Origin of the sequence: Microlunatus panaciterrae (assembly GCF_016907535.1) — a bacterium.
Taxonomy (GTDB): domain Bacteria; phylum Actinomycetota; class Actinomycetes; order Propionibacteriales; family Propionibacteriaceae; genus Microlunatus; species Microlunatus panaciterrae.
Window position 1 is genome coordinate 3,953,296 of sequence record NZ_JAFBCF010000001.1, and the last position, 17,038, is coordinate 3,970,333.

Sequence of the window (17,038 nt, forward strand, 5' to 3'; positions counted from 1 at the left end):
CCGTGGCTGACTTCCTCTACTTCACCGGTCCGATGGACTGCGGCAAGTCGACGCTGGCCCTGCAACTTGACTACACCCATTCCAGCGGTGGGCGGACGGGGCGGTTGTTCACCAGCCAGGATCGGGCGGGCGAGGCCACCATTTCGTCCAGGTTGGGTCTGCGACGGCCCGCCATCGAGGTACATCCCGAGTTCGACTTCTGGGTCTATGTTGTCCAGGAGCTCACCAGCGGGGAACGGATCGACTACCTCGTCTGCGACGAGACGCAGTTCTATCAGCCGATCCAGATCGACCAGCTGGCCAGGATCGTGGACGAGCTGCAGATCGACGTGTTCGCGGTGGGAATCCTGACCGACTTCCGCACCAGGATGTTCCCCGGCTCGCAGCGACTGGTCGAGCTGTGTGATCGGATCGAGACGCTGCAGGTGCAGGCGTTGTGCTGGTGTGGTCAGCGGGCCACCCACAACGCTCGGACCGTCGACGGGGCGATGGTGACCGAGGGTGACCAGGTGGTGGTCGGGGACACGGCCGTCATCGGTGTGGACAGCTCGGTGGTCTCCTATGAGGTGCTCTGTCGACAGCACCATCGTCGTAAGGTCACCCGAATGGTGGCGCGGGCGACGCTCTCCCCGGAGCCATTGCCGTTCGGGCATGAGGATGATGCGCCGTTCGGGCATGAGGATGATGCGCCGTTCGGGCATGAGGATGATGCGCCGTTCGGGCATGAGGATGATGCGCCGTTCGGGCTTGAGGACGAGCTGGAGGAGCTGCGGTGAGCGTGTTGATCGGGGCCCAGGACCTCCTGGCAGCGCTGGGATCGGACCAGCCACCGGTGATCGCCGACGTCCGCTGGGAACTGGGCCGAGACACCGGCCGGGCCGACTTCGAGGCCGGTCACATCCCTGGTGCCCAGTTCGTTGATCTTGACCGCGAACTGGCCGCGCCCCCCGGAGCTGGTGGGCGGCACCCCCTGCCGCCGCCTGAGGTCTTTCAACAAGCGATGCGACGGATTGGGGTGAGCAACGACCGAGCCGTGGTGGTCTACGATGCGGCCAACTCGTTGGCTGCCTCCCGGCTGTGGTGGTTGCTGGCCGATGCCGGGCATGACCAGGTCGCTGTTCTCGATGGTGGCCTCGCCGCCTGGACGAAGGCCGGCCAGCCGGTCACAGCGGGGGAGTCCGAGCACGTCCCGGCCGGGGACTTCGACGGTCGACCCGGCCAGCTGGGCCAGGTCGACTCGGCCACGCTGGCAGCCTTGATCGACAAGGGAGAGGCCCCGGTGCTGGTCGACGTCAGGGGAGCGGAACGCTACGCCGGCGAGAACGAACCAATCGATCCGGTCGCGGGTCACATCCCGGGGGCGGTGAGCGCACCGTCGATGGACAACGTCGACGCCGACGGTCGGTTCGTCGCACCGAAAGTCCTGAGGGAGCGCTTCACCGCGCTCGGTGTCGACGGCGACGCCGTCCTCTACTGCGGCTCGGGCATCACCGCAGCCCACACCCTGCTGGCGATGCGGTCAGCCGGGATCGGCGGTGGCACTCTCTATCCCGGCTCGTGGAGCGACTGGATCAGAGACCCCGACCGACCGGTCCGCACCGGCCCGCTCCCCTGAGCATTTCGACCTCACGCGCTCTGAGCCTGTCGAAGAGCGCCCTTCGACAGGCTCAGGGCACATATCCGCGGGGTGTGGGAGACGCTTGTTCCTCACGCGCTCTGAGCTTGTCGAAGAGTGCTCCCTGCAGTTCACGGGCTCTTCGACAGGCTCAGGGCACGTACGTGGGATGCGCCCCTTCGACAAGCTCAGGGCACATCGACAGGGGTCAGGGCACTTCGGCCGGACTCAGGTCAGGGGGATCATGACGGTCATCAGGCCGGGCTCGCGGTTGGCCCAGGCGAAGTAGGGGATGGCGGTCAGAGCTGCGGCGTCGGCGGGCCGAGTCTCGTCGGGGCCGGGCTGCCAGGGACGATAGAGCGCGAGGTCGCTCGGTGTCCTCGCGGACGCCGTCGTCGACAGGCCTTCCACCCCGGGAAGGTCGGGTCCGGGGGCGCGCTTCCACTGTTCGGTGCCGGTGAGCGACAGGTCTCGGATGTCCTCCACGTGGTCGGCCTGCTCCAGGCAATAGACCAGCGGTCCTTGGGTGATGGCCACCCGGTGGTGGGCAGAGGCGAGGTAGGGGTGAGCCGCCAGCAGCCGTACGGGGAAGTCATAGTCGATGCTGAGCTCGTCTCCATCGGCCCATTCCCGTTCCAGCACCAGGTAGCCGGCCGCCGGTCGTGCGGCGGACTCGACGCCGTTGATCGTCAACCGGATCTCCGCAGCCCAGCTGGGAGCGGGCAGCCGGAGCACGAAGCTGCTCGGAGCGGACAGTCCCAGCCGAACGGTGAACGTGCCCCGGTAGGGGAGCCCGGAGGTGGTGCTCAGTTGGGCGCGGGTGCCGTCCGGCAGGTCGATGTCGGCGTCGATCCCGAGCAGCTGGTGCAGCCACAGCCCCTCGTCCGAGGTGGTCAGGGCGTAGCCGGGCAGAGACCCCAGCAGCCGGGTGATGTTGGGCGGGCAGCAGGCACAGTCGAACCACGGCTGCCGTCGGTGGCGCCCCGCATCCGCCAGCGGGTTCTGATAGAAGAAGTCGGTGCCCTCCAGTGACAGCCCGGGCAGCACCGCGTTGTAGAGAGCCCACTCGATCGCCTCGCGATAGCGGCCGTCACCGGTCCGCAGCAACAGTCGCCAGGCAAGGTAGATCTCAGCGATGGCCGCACAGGTCTCGTTGTAAGGGCGGTCCGACAGCTCATAGCTCTCCCCGAACGCCTCACCGTCCCAGCGGGCCCCGACCCCACCGGTGACCGAGATCTTGCTCGTCGACAGATCGGTCCACAGCTCCTCCAGACGCCTGGTCAGCTCCGGATCGCCGGTCTCCAGCACGACGTCCGCCATGGCCGCATAGAGGTACAGCGCACGAACCGCATGCCCGGTGACCCGGCTCTGCTGGCGTACCGGTTGGTGGTCGAGCAGATACTCGCTGCCGTTCAGCACACCGTGTCCCCGGGAGTCGAGCTGCCACTCGGCCAGCCGCAGCCACCGCTGCTCGCCGGTGAGCCGGTAGAGCTCGACAAGTGCCATCTCCAGGTTGGGGTGGCCGCAAGCCGCCAGCGTCCGATCGGGGGAGTAGCGCGACTCCACCAGAGCACAGCAGCGCAGGGCGACGTCCAGCAACCGACGCTCTGAGGTGGCGCGGAAATGGGCCACGGCGGCTTGGACCAGGTGCCCCAGGCAGTACATCTCGTGCTTGTTCACCAGGTCCGTCCAGCGCTCGTCGACACGATCGACGCTGAAGTAGGTGTTGAGATAGCCGTCGTCGTCCTGAGCTGCGGCGATCAGCTCGATGGTCTCGTCCAGCCTCCGGCGGATGTCCTCGTCGTCACCGGCCGCGAGCGCCCAGGACGCCGACTCGACCCACTTGTAGACGTCCGAGTCGGAGTAGTAGCGGGCCTGGAACGGCCCGTCGAGTTCTCCGGCTGCGCGGCGGAAGTTGTCGAGTGCACCGGTGCTGCTGCACTTGTCGTGGGCGAACGCGATCGAGCGACCGCGGTTGGCGTCCAGCCGCGGCGACCAGAAGTCGTCCCGTACCCGGACAGAGTCGACTCCGACAGGGCGCAGCAGGGCGTGCGGGCTGGAGGTCGTGTCGACAACGGCGGTGTTGCGGTGGGTCATGAAGGCGTCTCCATCAGGCGTCGGGGATCATCGGGTAGTCGGAGGTCCAGACCGGGTCCCCCTCGGCGGGCGCGGGACAGGACTCGCGGATCGCCAGCATGCAGGTCTGCTTGACCACGCCGGGGGTGGCGCTGCCGTTGATCGAGTTCAGCATGGTCTCACCCACGGTGCGGCCGAGGCTGTACAGGTTCATGTCGATCGACGTCAGGGGTGGGCGGGTGTGTGCTGCCAGCAGCGTCCAGTTGTCGAAGCCGACCAGGGCGATGTCCTCCGGCACCCGACGCCCGGCGGCGGTGAGCGCGTCGGCGACCCCACGTCCCAGCTGGTCGTTGCCGCAGAAGATGCCATCGGTATCGGGAAACCGCTCGAGCAGTCGGTTGACGGACCGGTAGGCCTGATTCTCGTCGAAGGGCAGGTGCACCACCCGTTCGTCCGGCAGCTCGAGACCGTGCTCGGCCAGCGCCCGGCGTGCTCCGCTGATCCGTTCGGTCACGGCGAGGTAGTGCGCCGGCCCGGTCAGGTGCAGGATCGAGCGGCAGCCCTGCCTCAGCAGCTGCCGACCGGCCAGGTAGCCGCCGTGCTCGTCGTCGACGGTGACACTGGTGTCGGTGGGGTCGTCAGATGTCCGGTAGGCGTAGACCACCGGGAACGGCAGGTTTCTGGGTGCATGTGGGGTCGGGTCGGTGGCCCGACCGGTGATGATGAGCCCGTCGACTCGCTTGGCGATCAGGGCATCCAGGTAGTGACGCTCCCGGACCGTGTCGCGGCGGGCGTCGCAGAGCAGCAGGCTGCTGGTCTCGGCGGTCAACGAGTCCTCGATTCCACCCAGCAGGGTGGGCGTGAACCTGCCGTAGCCGTCCCTGGTGAGCAGGCCCACGGTGAAGGTGCGGCCACTGGTCAGCGAGCTGGCGTTCAGGTTGGGGCGGAATCCCAGCTCACGCGCCACGGCGATGATCCGGTCCCGCGTGTCGTCGCGCATCCGGCCCTTTCCGTGAAGGCCTTTGGAAGCGGTCGAGATGGACACACCGGAGGCTTCGGCCACGTCACGGATCGTCGGTGCCATCAGTCCTCCTCAGGGTTGCGCAAATGGTTGCTCGGATCAGCATCACGCAGAACGTTGCCGTGGTTGAGGAAACCGTCCCATGTGCCGTGCGAGAGCGTCAATAAGAGAAATTGTTTTCTCATATTTGAACCGTTGACCTGAAAGCAACTCCATGGCTAGTGTCTGCACTCATCCGGCACGACCAGTGCAGTCGCCATCCAGCGTCGCCTGGGTCGGTCCCAGTCCCATTTTCTTCCAGGAGGCAGACATGTCCGCGACTTCGGACCAGAGGGCGATGCAGGTGAACCCCTTCACCAGGAGAACGCTGTTCAAGCTGGCCGGAGGAGCCGGAGCGGCGCTGGCCCTCGGTCCCGCGCTGGCTGCCTGCGGCAAGGACGAGGCAGATCAGGGCCCAGGCGCCGATGGCAAGGTAACGATCTCCGTTGTCGGCTTCAAGGTCACGCCGGAGGAGAAGGGAACGCCGTTGGACAAGGCGTACCAGCAGTTCCTGAGTGACTTCCAGGCCAAGCATTCCAACATCGTGATCGACTCCAAGGAGACCCCGCCGGAGTTCGATACCAAGATCATCGTCGACCTGGCTTCAGGAACCGCGCCGGACGTCTGGTCCCAGGACGCCTCCAGCCTGGCGCCGCTGGTGCAGCGCAAACTGCTGCTCGACATGCGCGAGCTGCAGAAGGAGGTGCCGGCGCTGACCACAGACCGCTTCTTCCCGGCTGTGCTGGACATCAACAAGCAGGAGGACGGCAGCCTGTACGGACTGCCGAACGATTTCACCCCGGTGGTCGTGTATTACAACCCGAAGCTGTTCGCTGCAGCCAAGCTGGAGGAGCCGAAGGACGGTTGGACCTGGGACCAGCAGCTCGAGTACGCCCGTGCCCTGACCAAGGACGGCAAGGGCCGCTCGGCCGGCGACGCCGGGTTCGATGGCTCCGATGTGAAGACGTGGGGCTACCGGGCCAGCAAGTACGCCTACCTGTGGGTCTACCGCGTCTGGCAGAACGGCTCCGACATCCTGTCGCCCGATCGCACCACGGCCAAGGGCTTCCTCGACTCGGCCGCCACCATGGAAGCGCTGCAGTGGTATGCCGATCTGGTGCTCAAGCACAAGGTGTCGCCGAACCCGTCGACGCTGGACACGCTGACCCAGAAGTCGAGCTTCGACGCCCAGTTCATCAAGGGCCGGTTCGGCATGTTCGACTCTGGCCACTGGGAGCTCACCGGGCTGTCCACGGCCGAGGGCTTCTCCACTGACCTGCTCGGAGTCGTCGGCCAGCCGAAGAAGGTGGACGACTCGACCGTGATCTACCAGTCCAGCTTCACTGTGCGCTACGACCTGCCGGACAGCAAGAAGAAGGCGGTCGGCACCTTCATAGAGGCGGCCACCGCGGCCGGGTACCAGCAGACGAAGGCCGTCACCGGCATCGCCATTGCGGCCAACGCCGAGGTCGCCAAGAAGTCGGCCAGCCAGGACACCAAGTTCGCCGAGTACGACCCGATCTACATCGCCGCTGCCGCCAAGGGCCGGCCGCCGAGCGGGTCGAAGGTGGCCAAGTACCCCAGCGTGGAGAACCTGCTGAACGACATGATGGATAGGATCATGCGGAAGGGTGATGTCGAGGGCGAGGTCAGGAAGACCGTCACCGCGGTCGACCGCGAGCTGCAGGGCTGACCTTGATGCCGACCGACTCTGCCGCCGGCAGGCGTTCCGCCGACAACCTGTGGAAGCGCTTCTGGGGTCGCCACAACGACCGGGCCGGCTACCTCTTCACGCTGCCGGCCGGTCTGCACCTGGCGGTCTTCGTGCTGGTGCCGATCCTGTTCAGCGTCTACCTCTCGTTCCACGAGTGGACCAGTCCCCGCTTTCTGGATGCGCCGTTCGTCGGTCTGCAGAACTACGCCAAGCTGATCGGCGATGTGCCTTTCTGGCACGCGGTCAAGAACACGTTGATCTACACCTTCGTGTCGGTTCCGTTCGGGATGGCGGTGAGCCTGTTCCTGGCGGTGATCGTCAACCGACGCATCCCGGGCATCAACGTGTTCAGGGCCGTCTTCTTCCTGCCGGTGATCACGTCCTGGGTGGCGGTGTCGGTCATCTGGATCACTTTGCTGGCGCCTGACGGTGGTCTGCTGAACTACCTGTTCGGTCAGGTCGGCCTGCCGGGACAGCACTGGCTCGACAGTGAGCGGTGGGCGATGTTCGCGATCATCGTGATCACGGTCTGGAAGGGGGCCGGCTTCCAGATGGTCATCTGGATGGCCGGCCTGCAGTCTGTGCCCACCGAGATCCTCGAGGCGGCCTCGATCGACGGCGCCGGCAAGTTCAGGTCCTTCTGGCATGTGACCGTGCCGCTGCTGTTCCCGACCACCTTCTTCCTGCTGGTCACCGGCGTGATCGGTGGCCTGCAGGTCTTCACCCCGATGTACGTGATCACCAAGGGCGGGCCGCTCGGGGCGACCGACGTCGCCGTCTACCACATCTACAAGCGGGCCTTCCAGGAGTTCTCGATGGGATACGCCTCGGCCCAGGCCTGGGTCCTCTTCGGGATCATCTTCCTGGCGACCCTGATCCAGCTCGCCTACGCGAAGCGTCGCGGCGAGTCGGCGCTGGCATGACCCCGTCGGCGAGCACACCGTCCCATAGCGCCCTGTCCGTTCCGGCACCACCCAGGGAGAGACACTGATGGCCATCCCGGCAACAGGAGTGGCACCGTCCGTCGAGGACCTCGCCCGGCGCGATCGCAAGCCCTCGGTCACGTCACGGCCGAGGAAGGCGAAGATCACCCTCTGGAGCGTGATCAAGACCCTGCTCTTCTATGCGATGCTGATCTTCCTCGCGGTCGGCATGTTGTTGCCGTTTCTGTGGATGATCACCACCTCACTCGAGCCGCCCGGCACCGCATTCAGCTACCCCCCGAAGATCCTGCCGACCACCTTCGACCTGACCAGCTATCGGCAGCTCTTCACCCTGGTGCCGTTCGCCCGCTACTTCCTGAACACGCTGATCGTCACGGCCGCCACCGTCGTCGGACAGACGATCTTCTGCTCGACCGCTGCCTACGCGTTCGCGCGCCTGCAGTTCATCGGTCGCAAGGCACTGTTCATCCTGTTCCTGGCGACGATGATGATCCCGTTCCAGGTGACGATGATCCCGCTGTTCCTGATGGTCTTCCAGCTGGGGTGGGTGAACACCTACTTCGGTCTGATCGGGCCGGGGATCTCCAGCGCCTTCGGGATCTTCCTTCTGCGGCAGGCTTTCCTCACCATCCCGCGTGACTACCAGGACGCGGCGCGGATCGACGGTGCCTCGGAGTGGACCGTCTTCTTCCGCATCTTCCTGCCGTTGACCAAACCGGCTCTGGCCACAGTGGGGGTGTTCTCCTTCATGGGCACCTGGAACGACCTGCTGTGGCCGCTGCTGGTCAGTCGCGATGAGGAGCACCGGACCCTCGAGCTCGGCCTGGCCTACTTCAATGCCAGCGCGTCGGCCTTCCAGCAGCCCAACTGGCCGCTGATGATGGCCGCTGCGGTGGTGGTGCTGGTGCCCGTGCTGGCTGTCTACATCTTCGCCCAGCGGTACTTCGTCGCTGGCATCTCTCTGTCCGGAGTGAAGTGACCCCCGTGAACCCTTCCGCTGTCGGTTTCCCTGCAGACGACTACACCCCGTACGGCTACCTGAACCTGCCCACACACACCCGGCGGCTCAGCCCGCGAGGAGTGCTGCGCTCCAACGGCGTCGGGTTCGAATGGCACTACCCGGCGCTCGCGGCGACCTACGGCGGCCGGCGGAAGAAGTACCGCGCCGGCCTGCGCTGTGCCGGCGTCGACCTTGGCCGCACCATCGCGCCGCACCACTCGAGCAACGTCGTCGTCTTCGAGTACCCATCCGGACGGAGCACCTGGTTCACGCTCGGTGACGACCTGCTGTGCGGCCGGTTGGAGACCACCGACCAGGTCGTCCACCTGGTGGCCGAGTATGAGCGGGTGGTCTCCGCCGACGGCGAGTGGGGCGAGTCGGGGCTGGTCGGGAGGTTGGTCGAGGACCGGCTGGTGCTGCAGTCCTTCGAGGACGGGGACGCTTTCGCCCTGATGGCGGTCGGCGCCGAGCTCGAGGTGAGCTTCGACGACCACGGGCGGACCCGGCTGACCCTCATCGGCGACAGCCAGGACCAGCTGACCCTGCGGGCGGACCTGCGCGTCCGTCCGAACGGGGCCGGACCCGTGTCGGTGCTGATGGCCCGTGGGGCGACCGCCGACGATGCGCTGACCAAGCTGGCCTTGGCGCCCGAGCCGGACCATATTCTGCAGGAACGGCTGGCCGCCGACCACGCCTTCTGGGCGGACGCGCCGGTGCTCACCGGCGACTGGCCGGAGCATTGGCGTCGCGGCGTGGTTTACGACCTGGAGACGCTCCGGATGATGATCAAGGAACCGATCGGCATCTACCGGCATCGCTGGGATGCGATGCAGATCCAGTCTCCCCGGATCGTGCTGGCTGAAGCGGCCATGGATGCCTTGGCGCTGGCCTGGGCACAGCCGGAGGTGGCGGCCGAGATCCTGCTGGGGGTGTTCGCCGACGCCCCGCTGCCAAATGTGCCCTGTTCACGCGAGGATGGCAGCTACAACATGGTGTCGGCGGACGGGACGGTCTGCGGCACCGGACCCCAGTGGGGCTTCCCCTTCCTGGTCGCGGAGCGCATCGCCGACCGGCTACCCGCGCCGGACCACTGGCTGCGTGACCTCTACCCGCACCTGTCCACTTTCCTGGGCTGGTGGTTGGACTACCGGCGCGACGCCGACGGTTGGCTGGTGCACGCCTGCAGCTGGGAGTCGGGGCAGGATCTGTCGCCCCGGTTCGGGGACCAGCCGCTCGGTGGTGGCCACCCGACGTGGGCGCTGCGTCCGGTCGACCTGCACGCGGCGGTGGCGCACGCCGCGACCCTGATGTCCACCTGGGCCGAGCTGGTGGCGCCCGAGGAGGCCTCGCGCTGGCGCAGCGTCGCGGCCGAGATGACCGAACGGACACGGCAGCTGTGGCGGCCTGCCGACGACGGTGCCGGTCGGTTCGCCGACGTCGACGGCAGCAGCGGCCGGCCGACCGCGGTAGATGACGTGATGCTGCTGTCGCCGCTGGCATTGGCCGTGGCGAGCACCGACCAGGCCCGCGCGCTGGAGACCGCGCTGGAGAAGGTCGACCCGGTCGACCTGGTCTGGCCCATGTTCGTCTGGACGCCGGTGCTCGCGGCGGAACAGATCGGCCGACCCGACATCGCTGGTGGGCTCAGCGCCGACGTGATCGACCGCGCCTACCGGCACTGGGATGCGCGCACCTACGACGGCACCACGACGCTGCCCGGCGTCGCCTGCGAGTACTGGCCGTTGAGCGGTCGCTGTGGCGGCGAAGGCTACGGCTGGGGCGCCTTCACGGTCGAGCTGCTGATCAGCACCGTCGTCGGTGTCGCGTTGGGTACCGACGGGATCACCGTGCGCCCCAACCTGCCGGAGGCTTTCCGGGTCAGCGGGCGACGCTACGCTCTCGCCATCACCATCCGGGGCCACCGCCGCGAGATCGTCCTGCAGCCCGGTCCCGACCGGACCGTACGGGTGAGCGGTCTGGGGGAGCCTGCCCGACTGACCTGGGGCGAGGCCCTCGAGCGTAGTTGGACCGAGCTCGGGTGAGCACCGCACAGACGCTCGGACCGTGGACGGTGCAGAAGTTCGCCGGGGGCCGCAGCGTGCAGACCGACCGTGCGCGAGCCTGGGAGGAGCTGGGCTTCGCCAAGGACGACTCGGGTCCGTTCCGCTACCTGACCTCGTTGCCTCTGGTGATCGTGGGTGACCACGAACGCGTCCTGCTGCGCTTCGGCGCGGTCAGCTATGCCTGCGTCGTGGACGTCGACGGGGTGGAGGTGGGCCGCCACACCGGTCTGTGGGACAGCTTCGAGATCGATGTCACCGATGCCGTCCGCGACCCCGGCGGCCACACCCTCGGTGTGACGGTAGAGAAGCCAGCAAGCCTCACTGCGGGCCCCGACTCCGCTCACGTCGCCGGACGCTATGCCACCCGGGAGGTGCTGGCCGGCTTCCTGCCCTATGTGTGGGGCCGTATCCACGGTGGCATCTGGCAACCGGTCGAACTGGTCGTGGTCAGCCAGACCAGGGTGACTGGCCTTGACGTGTGGGGTGACCCGGACGGCCTGGTCAGTGCCGTGGTGGCGACGTCCCGGCCGGCCCGCGGGCGGATTGACCTTTGCGACCCGAACGGTGTCCCGATGGGCAGCCATCCGTTCGACACCACCGCCGGCGGCACTGTACACATCCGGGTCGCCGCGGCCCGGCCCTGGTCGGTCGACGACCCCGCCCTGTACACCGTCAGCGTCTATCTTGACGACGGCACCGACCCGCCCGTCGTCAGACGGCTCGGACTGCGTCGACTCGAGGTCCGGACCGAGGGACGGACCTCGGGGCTACGGCTGAACGGCGAGCCGCTCTACCCGCGGATGATCTTGAGCTGGGGCTGGTACCCGGACCGGCTGGCGCCGGACCCGGGGCCAGAGCGGGTCCGGGCCGACCTGGAGACCCTTCGCCAGATGGGATTCAACGGCGTCAAGCTGTGCCTGTGGTTCCCGCCGGACTACTACTTCGAGATCGCCGACGAGCTGGGCATGCTGCTCTGGGTGGAACTGCCGATGTGGTTGCCCAGGCCCACTCCGGGCTTCGCGGACCAATTGCAGGCCGAGACAACGGCGCTGGTCGAGGCGGCACGTCAACATCCGAGCGTGATCATCTACACCTTGGGATGCGAGCTCAGCTCGGCCGTCGACGCGACCGTACTGGGTCCGCTCTATCGGCAGGTGAAGGAGCTCACCAGGGACGCGATCGTGTGTGACAACTCCGGCTCCGGTGAGGCGTACGGTGGTGCGGCGGACGCGTTCCGGGACTTCTACGACCACCATCTCTACTGTGAGCTGGAGCACCTCGGCGAGACCTTCGACTACTTCGCGCCCGGCTGGCGTGCGCCGATGCCGTGGCTGTTCGGCGAGTTCTGCGACCTGGACACCTTCCGGGACCTGCGGGTCCTCGGAGCCGGCACCGACCAGGCGCCGTGGTGGCTCAGCGGTGCCGCCGAGACCAACTCCCAAGGTGCCCGCTGGCAGTTCGACGTCCCGTTCATGGAGGATCGGTTGCGAGCCGGTGGCTGGTGGGAACGCGGAGAAGAGCTGGACCGGATCAGCCGGAACGCGGCTGAGCTGCACCGCAAGGTCACGCTGGAGACGGTCCGGTTGCGGTCCGATACCTCGGGTTATGTGATCACCACCGAACGTGACACCCCGATCAGCACGTCAGGCCTGATCGACGACCTCGGCAGTCCCAAGTTCGACCCGCAGCAGTTCGCCACCTTCAACTCCGACACGGTTCTGCTGATCGCACCGGAACGACGGCGGCGGTGGGAGGCGGGCGGTGACCGGCCGGCGCCGCCCGACCCTTGGTGCCACCCGGCGGGCTCCCAGGCCAGGCTGCACTTGCTGGTGGCGCATCATCACGCTCCGACCAGGTTGGAGCGGGCTTCGTGGACGCTGACGACCGCCGCCGGTCACGTGGGCGGTGCCGGCCAGATTCCTGCGCAGCGACTCGCTGTCGGCGTCCAGCAGATCGGTGTCGCCGACCTTGCCCTGCCTGTTGAGAGCGGCCCGGTCGAGCTGCGCATCCGGGGCGAGGTGTCCGGACAGACGGTCAGCAACAGCTGGACCCTCTGGGTGGTTCCGGCCGACCCCTGGCAGGGCCTGGCCGCGATCACCGTTGACGACCCCGCCGACCGGTTCCGCGGCCTGCCGGCTGCTCTGCAGAGCGGTGGGCGACAGCTCCCGAAGGCGCCGCTCGATGTTCCGGTGCTGGCGGCCCGGTGGAGCGACGGTCTGGCTGCCTTCGTCCGGGACGGTGGCGGTCGGGCCCTGATCGCGCTGGACCGGCAGAGTGGTGGGCCGGTGCCGTTGGTGGCTGAACCGTTCTGGCGCGAGTCGCTCAAGGTAATCGAACCGCACCCGTGGTGGGACGGCTTTCCCCACACCGGGACCGTAGGTTTGCAGTTTCTCGGCTGCGCCACCGACCTCAGCATGGACACCTCAGGGTTGGCTGACCTGCCTGACATCCAGACGGTGGATCCGCTGCTCCGCCGGCTGGACGCTCGCACCGGCATCACGCACGACTACGCGGTGTCCGCGGAGTGGGGGTCGGGCAAGCTGCTGCTCACCTCTCTGCGCTTCGAAGGTGGTCGTGGATCGCAGCCGGTGGGCCTAGCCCGTAACGTCGGCGCGCAGGCTCTGCTGGCGACGTGGCTCCAGGGTCTGAGCCCGGCGTCGTAGGACGCCGGACCGTCCCGGATCGCGCCGAAAACTCGACAGAACGCGAGAACTAGAGCCCCGTTCGCCCGGATCGCGTCGAAAACTCGACAGAACGCGAGAACTGGAGCCCAGATCGCCCGGATCGCGTCGAAAACTTGACAGAACGCGAGTTTTCGAGACCGGATCACCCCCGGCTCGCGTTCGAGGCTCTCGTACGCGAGTATGCGCAGCGGCTTCCGGGCCGGGGTGCGGGAGTGGCCCTTCGACAGGCTCAGGTCGCGGCCGACTGGCTCAGGGCGCGGTGGCCTGGGTGGGGGCCCTTCGACTGGCTCAGGGCGCGGTGGTCAGGATCCCTTCGACTGACTCATGCGCGGTCGGCTGGCTCAGGGTGCGGTCGGCTGGCTCAAGGCGCGGGGCGCCACCCCTTGCGATGCCCAGCTCGACCTATTTGGGTCCGCCGTCGCGCGGCGGACCACCGAACATGATCTCGTCCCAGCTGGGAACCGAGGCACGCTTGCGTTTGGCCGGCTTCTTCTTCACGGGTGGGGCTATGCCGGCCTCACCCAGCGGGAGCGTCTCCGCCTGCTCGCTCTGAACCTCGCGCCCGTCATCGCCCGGATCTGCCACGTCGGTGGTAGGAGCATCCCGCTCCACCACGACTCCAGCGTCCTGGTCGGGCGCCTCAGCGGCGGGTGCTTCCGCTGGCGCGACGGGAGTCTGCTCGCTCTCCTCCCGGGCCACATCGTCTGACTCCGCCGCTTCACTCTCGGCTATCTCGGGCGCTGCGCCGAGCTCGTGAAGAGCAGGCTCGATCCGGGGCTCGTTCGGCCCGTCCGGCTGGTCGTGCTCCTCGTCGTCCTGCTCACCCGGCTCGACCGGGTAGTTGACCACGATCGCCGGCTCCCAGCCACCGTTGTCGGTCTCCGGAACGGCCGAGGCGTCGCTGAGGCCCGAGTACACCCGGACCGAGTCCTCGCTGTAGCCGTCACCGCCGAGCATGTCGTAGAGCGTGTCCAACTGGCCTTCGCCAGGCTGGTGTTCCTCGGTCGCCTCCAGCGAGCCGCTGGGGACGGGCTCCACCTCGGCAGGTGACCGGTCGAACCGCTTCCCGGTCTCACGGTGCAGCTCGGCGTAGACAGCGGCCTCCTCGGCGGCGGCCTTCGCGTCCCAGTCGGCATGCAGCTCCTGGAACGACGTCTCCTCCTCGGGGGCGGTCTTGCCCGGAAGATGGCCCCGCTGCCGCTCAGCCGTCGCCCGCACCAGGGCCAGCTCGTCACTGAGGTCGAGCGTCGGCTCGGTGTCTGCCGGCTCCTGGCCCTCGGCCATGGCTGCGGGTTCGCTGCCAGGCTGTGATCTCTTCACCGACGACTGCTCGCCCAGCACCCAGCGCGCCTCGTCGTTTCCGGCAACAGAGAAACGGCCGCGGACGTCGAACAGGAAGGTGGCCTGCCGCTGTGACTCGTCGGAGCCATAGGTGGCGGTGACCGACCAGCGGCCGTCCTCCATCCGGGCGGAGTCCCAGTCCAGCGTGTCGATGTCCACCCCGCGGCTGACCAGCCGATCGGTCAGCGTGATCCGCAGGTTGCGGTGTCCCGAGGTCTCACCGCGGCGACGCACTGACGAAGCCATCGCCAAGCCGGCCACGTGCTCGCGCTCCGCCAGCACCGGTGCGGCGAACGGCTCGACCCGCTCCACCGGTATCCCGGCAGCCCGGGCGACGTCCTCCAACGACTCGCCAGCCCGGATCCGCGCCTGAATGTCGCGGGGTCTTAGTGCGCTTTCCAATTCGATCTCCAGTTGTGCAAGTCGTGGTCGGTCGCCACGCAATGCAGCGCGCAGCCGGTCGTCGGCAAGGATAGCCAACTCCTCGCCACTATCGGTCACCACAATCAGCGACCGGCCGTCCGCGGTCAGCCGGACGGGTCGTGCCGTGCGCATCGATGTGGCAGCTCCTTCGGGTGTGGCTACCCGTAACCTACTCCGCCGCGAGGGCCGTCGCGGAAGGCTCTGGGCACCCTGCGGGCCGACCGTACTAGCGTCGGGGTGTGTCCCTCCCGCTGCCTGCTCTCCTGGTCAGCCCGCTGCAGGTCTCCCTCGATCTGGCGGGCATCTCCGTGTTCGCGCTCTCCGGTGCGCTGGTCGCCGTACGCAAGAAACTGGACGTGGTGGGGGTGCTGGTGCTGGCTCTGGTCACCGGTCTCGGCGGCGGGATGCTGCGTGACCTGCTGATCGGCGCGGTCCCACCCGCGACGCTGCAGGACTGGCGCTATCTGCTGGTGCCGATGTTGGCAGGGCTGGTCGTCTTCCGGTTCCACCCTCGGATCGCCCGGATCGAGCCTTACATCAACGTCTCCGATGCATTGGGGCTCGGCCTCTTCTGCGTCACCGGGTCAGCGAAGGCCATGCAGTACGGCCTCGGCCCGGTGCCGAGTGCGCTGATGGGCGTGCTCACCGGCATCGGCGGCGGGATCCTGCGTGACCTGCTGGCCGGCCGGACACCGATTGTGCTGCGGCAGGAGGTGTACGCCCTGCCGGCACTCGCCGGCGCCCTCGTCGTCGTCGTGCCATGGGAGCTCGGGCTGTATCGGCCGTGGGTGGCGATCGCCGCCGCCGGGGTCTGCATTGCGCTCCGCCTGCTCGCTATCCGGTTCCGGTGGGAGATGCCGCACGCCGGCAGCCTGCGCGGCTGACCGGAGCTCGGCGGACCGGTCATGGACGACGTCGGCGACCGGCGATCACGACCCAGCCCGGGCGCCGGGCGCATGTCCCGCTTTGCGAGGATCATCTCGTGAACCACCTTCCAGCTGCGAGCTCGTCGGCAACCGACCCGGCCTCCGGCTCAGTGCTGGCTCCCTATGAGGCAGTCCTGCTGCTGTCGTTCGGCGGCCCGGAACGGCCCGACGATGTGCTGCCCTTCCTCGAGAACGTGACTCGGGGCCGTGGCATCCCGACCGAGCGGCTGGCCGAAGTGGGGGAGCACTACTTCCTGTTCGGCGGCAGAAGCCCCATCAACGACCAATGCCGCGCGCTGCTGGCGGAACTGGGTCTAGAGTTCCGGCGTCGCGGGATCGCCGTTCCGCTGTATTGGGGCAACCGGAACTGGAGTCCCTACCTGGCCGACACCCTGGCCCGGATCGAGGCCGACGGCCACCGCCGGGTGCTGACCGTCACCACCAGCGCGTACCCGTCCTACTCGTCCTGCCGGCAGTACCGGGAGAACCTGTTCGACGCCGCCGAGGGCACTGAGCTGCAGATCGACAAGATCCGCAACTACGCCAACCATCCCGGCTTCGTCTCGGCGTTCGTCGAGACCACCCTGGCCGCCCTGGACACGTTGTCCGAGCAGGCCGGGTTGACCCGGCTCGTGTTCGTCACCCACGCCATCCCCACAGCGATGGCAGAGTCGTCCGGACCCCAGCCGCGCAGCAGTGAGGGCGGGTATGTCGATTGGCACCGGGCCGTCGCTGCCGACGTCGCCCGGCGGGTGTCGGCCGAGCGCGGGATCGAGCTCGAGCACGACCTGGTCTACTGCTCCCGGTCCGGTCCGCCGAGCCAGCCGTGGACCGGGCCGGACGTCAACGACCACCTTCGAGCCCTGAAGGACCGGGGCGTGCAGGCTGTGGTGGTGGTCCCGATCGGGTTCGTCTCCGACCATATGGAGGTCATCTACGACCTCGACACCGAGGCTGCCCAGACGGCGCGTGACCTCGGCCTCGGGTTTGCCCGGGCCGCGACGGCCGGTGTGCATCCCGATTTCGTCCGGGCCCTGGTCGACCTGATGCAGGAACGGGCCGCGGTGGCCCGCGAGGAGGAACCGGCAGTGCCGGTGATCGAGGGGTCGGTCGCGGGCCGCTTCCGTTGCCCGGCCGACTGCTGCCCCAACCTTCGCGACCCTCAGCGACCGGCCTGCTGCCAGGCCTGACG

The 17,038-nt window shown here is 67.8% G+C and carries 11 protein-coding genes and 1 pseudogene; 9 read left to right on the forward strand and 3 right to left on the reverse strand.

What is annotated here, in order from left to right; all coding sequences use genetic code 11:
- Positions 1–2: 2 nt before the first annotated feature.
- Both JOE57_RS17975 and JOE57_RS17980 read left to right on the forward strand, forming a co-directional pair.
- A pseudogene (locus JOE57_RS17975) lies at positions 3–650 on the forward strand (thymidine kinase); the annotation flags it as partial.
- A 122-nt stretch (positions 651–772) separates the two neighbouring features.
- Entirely contained in the window at positions 773–1,615 is an 843-nt protein-coding gene (locus JOE57_RS17980) for a rhodanese-like domain-containing protein (protein WP_204920012.1), read from the forward strand.
- 228 nt (positions 1,616–1,843) lie between these two features.
- Here the strand turns inward: JOE57_RS17980 and JOE57_RS17985 are convergent, their stop codons facing one another.
- On the reverse strand, positions 1,844–3,712 hold the full coding sequence (locus JOE57_RS17985; RefSeq protein ID WP_204920013.1) for a glycoside hydrolase family 127 protein: 1,869 nt from the start codon (positions 3,710–3,712) through the stop codon (positions 1,844–1,846).
- A 13-nt stretch (positions 3,713–3,725) separates the two neighbouring features.
- The gene (locus tag JOE57_RS17990; protein ID WP_204920014.1) at positions 3,726–4,775 is read right to left on the reverse strand and encodes a LacI family DNA-binding transcriptional regulator; all 1,050 of its coding nucleotides are present in this window, start codon (positions 4,773–4,775) and stop codon (positions 3,726–3,728) included.
- 247 nt (positions 4,776–5,022) lie between these two features.
- Between JOE57_RS17990 and JOE57_RS17995 the strand changes: the two genes are divergently transcribed.
- The 5 genes from JOE57_RS17995 (at position 5,023) to JOE57_RS18015 (ending at position 13,135) form a co-directional block, all read left to right on the forward strand.
- A complete protein-coding gene (locus JOE57_RS17995; protein WP_204920015.1) occupies positions 5,023–6,444 on the forward strand; it encodes an extracellular solute-binding protein in 1,422 nt (473 codons plus the stop codon).
- 5 nt (positions 6,445–6,449) lie between these two features.
- The gene (locus JOE57_RS18000; RefSeq protein WP_204920016.1) at positions 6,450–7,388 is read left to right on the forward strand and encodes a carbohydrate ABC transporter permease; all 939 of its coding nucleotides are present in this window, start codon (positions 6,450–6,452) and stop codon (positions 7,386–7,388) included.
- Between the two features lie 67 nt (positions 7,389–7,455).
- Positions 7,456–8,388: a carbohydrate ABC transporter permease gene (locus JOE57_RS18005; RefSeq protein ID WP_204920017.1), complete on the forward strand. Its 933-nt coding sequence runs from the start codon at positions 7,456–7,458 to the stop codon at positions 8,386–8,388.
- A gap of 5 nt (positions 8,389–8,393) precedes the next feature.
- The gene (locus JOE57_RS18010) at positions 8,394–10,451 is read left to right on the forward strand and encodes an MGH1-like glycoside hydrolase domain-containing protein (RefSeq protein WP_204920018.1); all 2,058 of its coding nucleotides are present in this window, start codon (positions 8,394–8,396) and stop codon (positions 10,449–10,451) included.
- Entirely contained in the window at positions 10,448–13,135 is a 2,688-nt protein-coding gene (locus tag JOE57_RS18015; RefSeq protein ID WP_204920019.1) for a glycoside hydrolase family 2 protein, read from the forward strand. Before JOE57_RS18010 ends, JOE57_RS18015 begins: the two co-directional genes overlap by 4 nt.
- Positions 13,136–13,558: 423 nt before the next feature.
- Here JOE57_RS18015 and sepH read toward each other — a convergent pair whose 3' ends face one another.
- Positions 13,559–15,052, reverse strand: a complete 1,494-nt coding sequence (gene sepH / locus JOE57_RS18020; protein ID WP_204920020.1) for a septation protein SepH — start codon at positions 15,050–15,052, stop codon at positions 13,559–13,561.
- 107 nt (positions 15,053–15,159) lie between these two features.
- On the opposite strand from sepH, the gene JOE57_RS18025 reads away from it, so the two are divergent.
- Together JOE57_RS18025 and JOE57_RS18030 are read left to right on the forward strand one after the other, a co-directional pair.
- Positions 15,160–15,804, forward strand: a complete 645-nt coding sequence (locus JOE57_RS18025) for a trimeric intracellular cation channel family protein (protein ID WP_338041380.1) — start codon at positions 15,160–15,162, stop codon at positions 15,802–15,804.
- Between the two features lie 98 nt (positions 15,805–15,902).
- Positions 15,903–17,036 carry a ferrochelatase gene (locus tag JOE57_RS18030; RefSeq protein WP_204920588.1) on the forward strand — a complete coding sequence of 378 codons (1,134 nt, stop codon included), beginning with the start codon at positions 15,903–15,905 and terminating at the stop codon, positions 17,034–17,036.
- Positions 17,037–17,038: the final 2 nt, after the last annotated feature.

What these genes read in the sequence shown, in the direction of transcription:
- JOE57_RS17995 (WP_204920015.1), top strand. Translation starts at nt 5,023, where the DNA reads ATGTCCGCGACTTCGGACCAGAGGGCGATGCAGGTGAACCCCTTCACC.
- JOE57_RS18000 (WP_204920016.1), top strand. Translation starts at nt 6,450, where the DNA reads ATGCCGACCGACTCTGCCGCCGGCAGGCGTTCCGCCGACAACCTGTGG.
- JOE57_RS17985 (WP_204920013.1), bottom strand. Translation starts at nt 3,712, where the DNA reads ATGACCCACCGCAACACCGCCGTTGTCGACACGACCTCCAGCCCGCAC.
- JOE57_RS17990 (WP_204920014.1), bottom strand. Translation starts at nt 4,775, where the DNA reads ATGGCACCGACGATCCGTGACGTGGCCGAAGCCTCCGGTGTGTCCATC.
- JOE57_RS18005 (WP_204920017.1), top strand. Translation starts at nt 7,456, where the DNA reads ATGGCCATCCCGGCAACAGGAGTGGCACCGTCCGTCGAGGACCTCGCC.
- sepH (WP_204920020.1), bottom strand. Translation starts at nt 15,052, where the DNA reads ATGCGCACGGCACGACCCGTCCGGCTGACCGCGGACGGCCGGTCGCTG.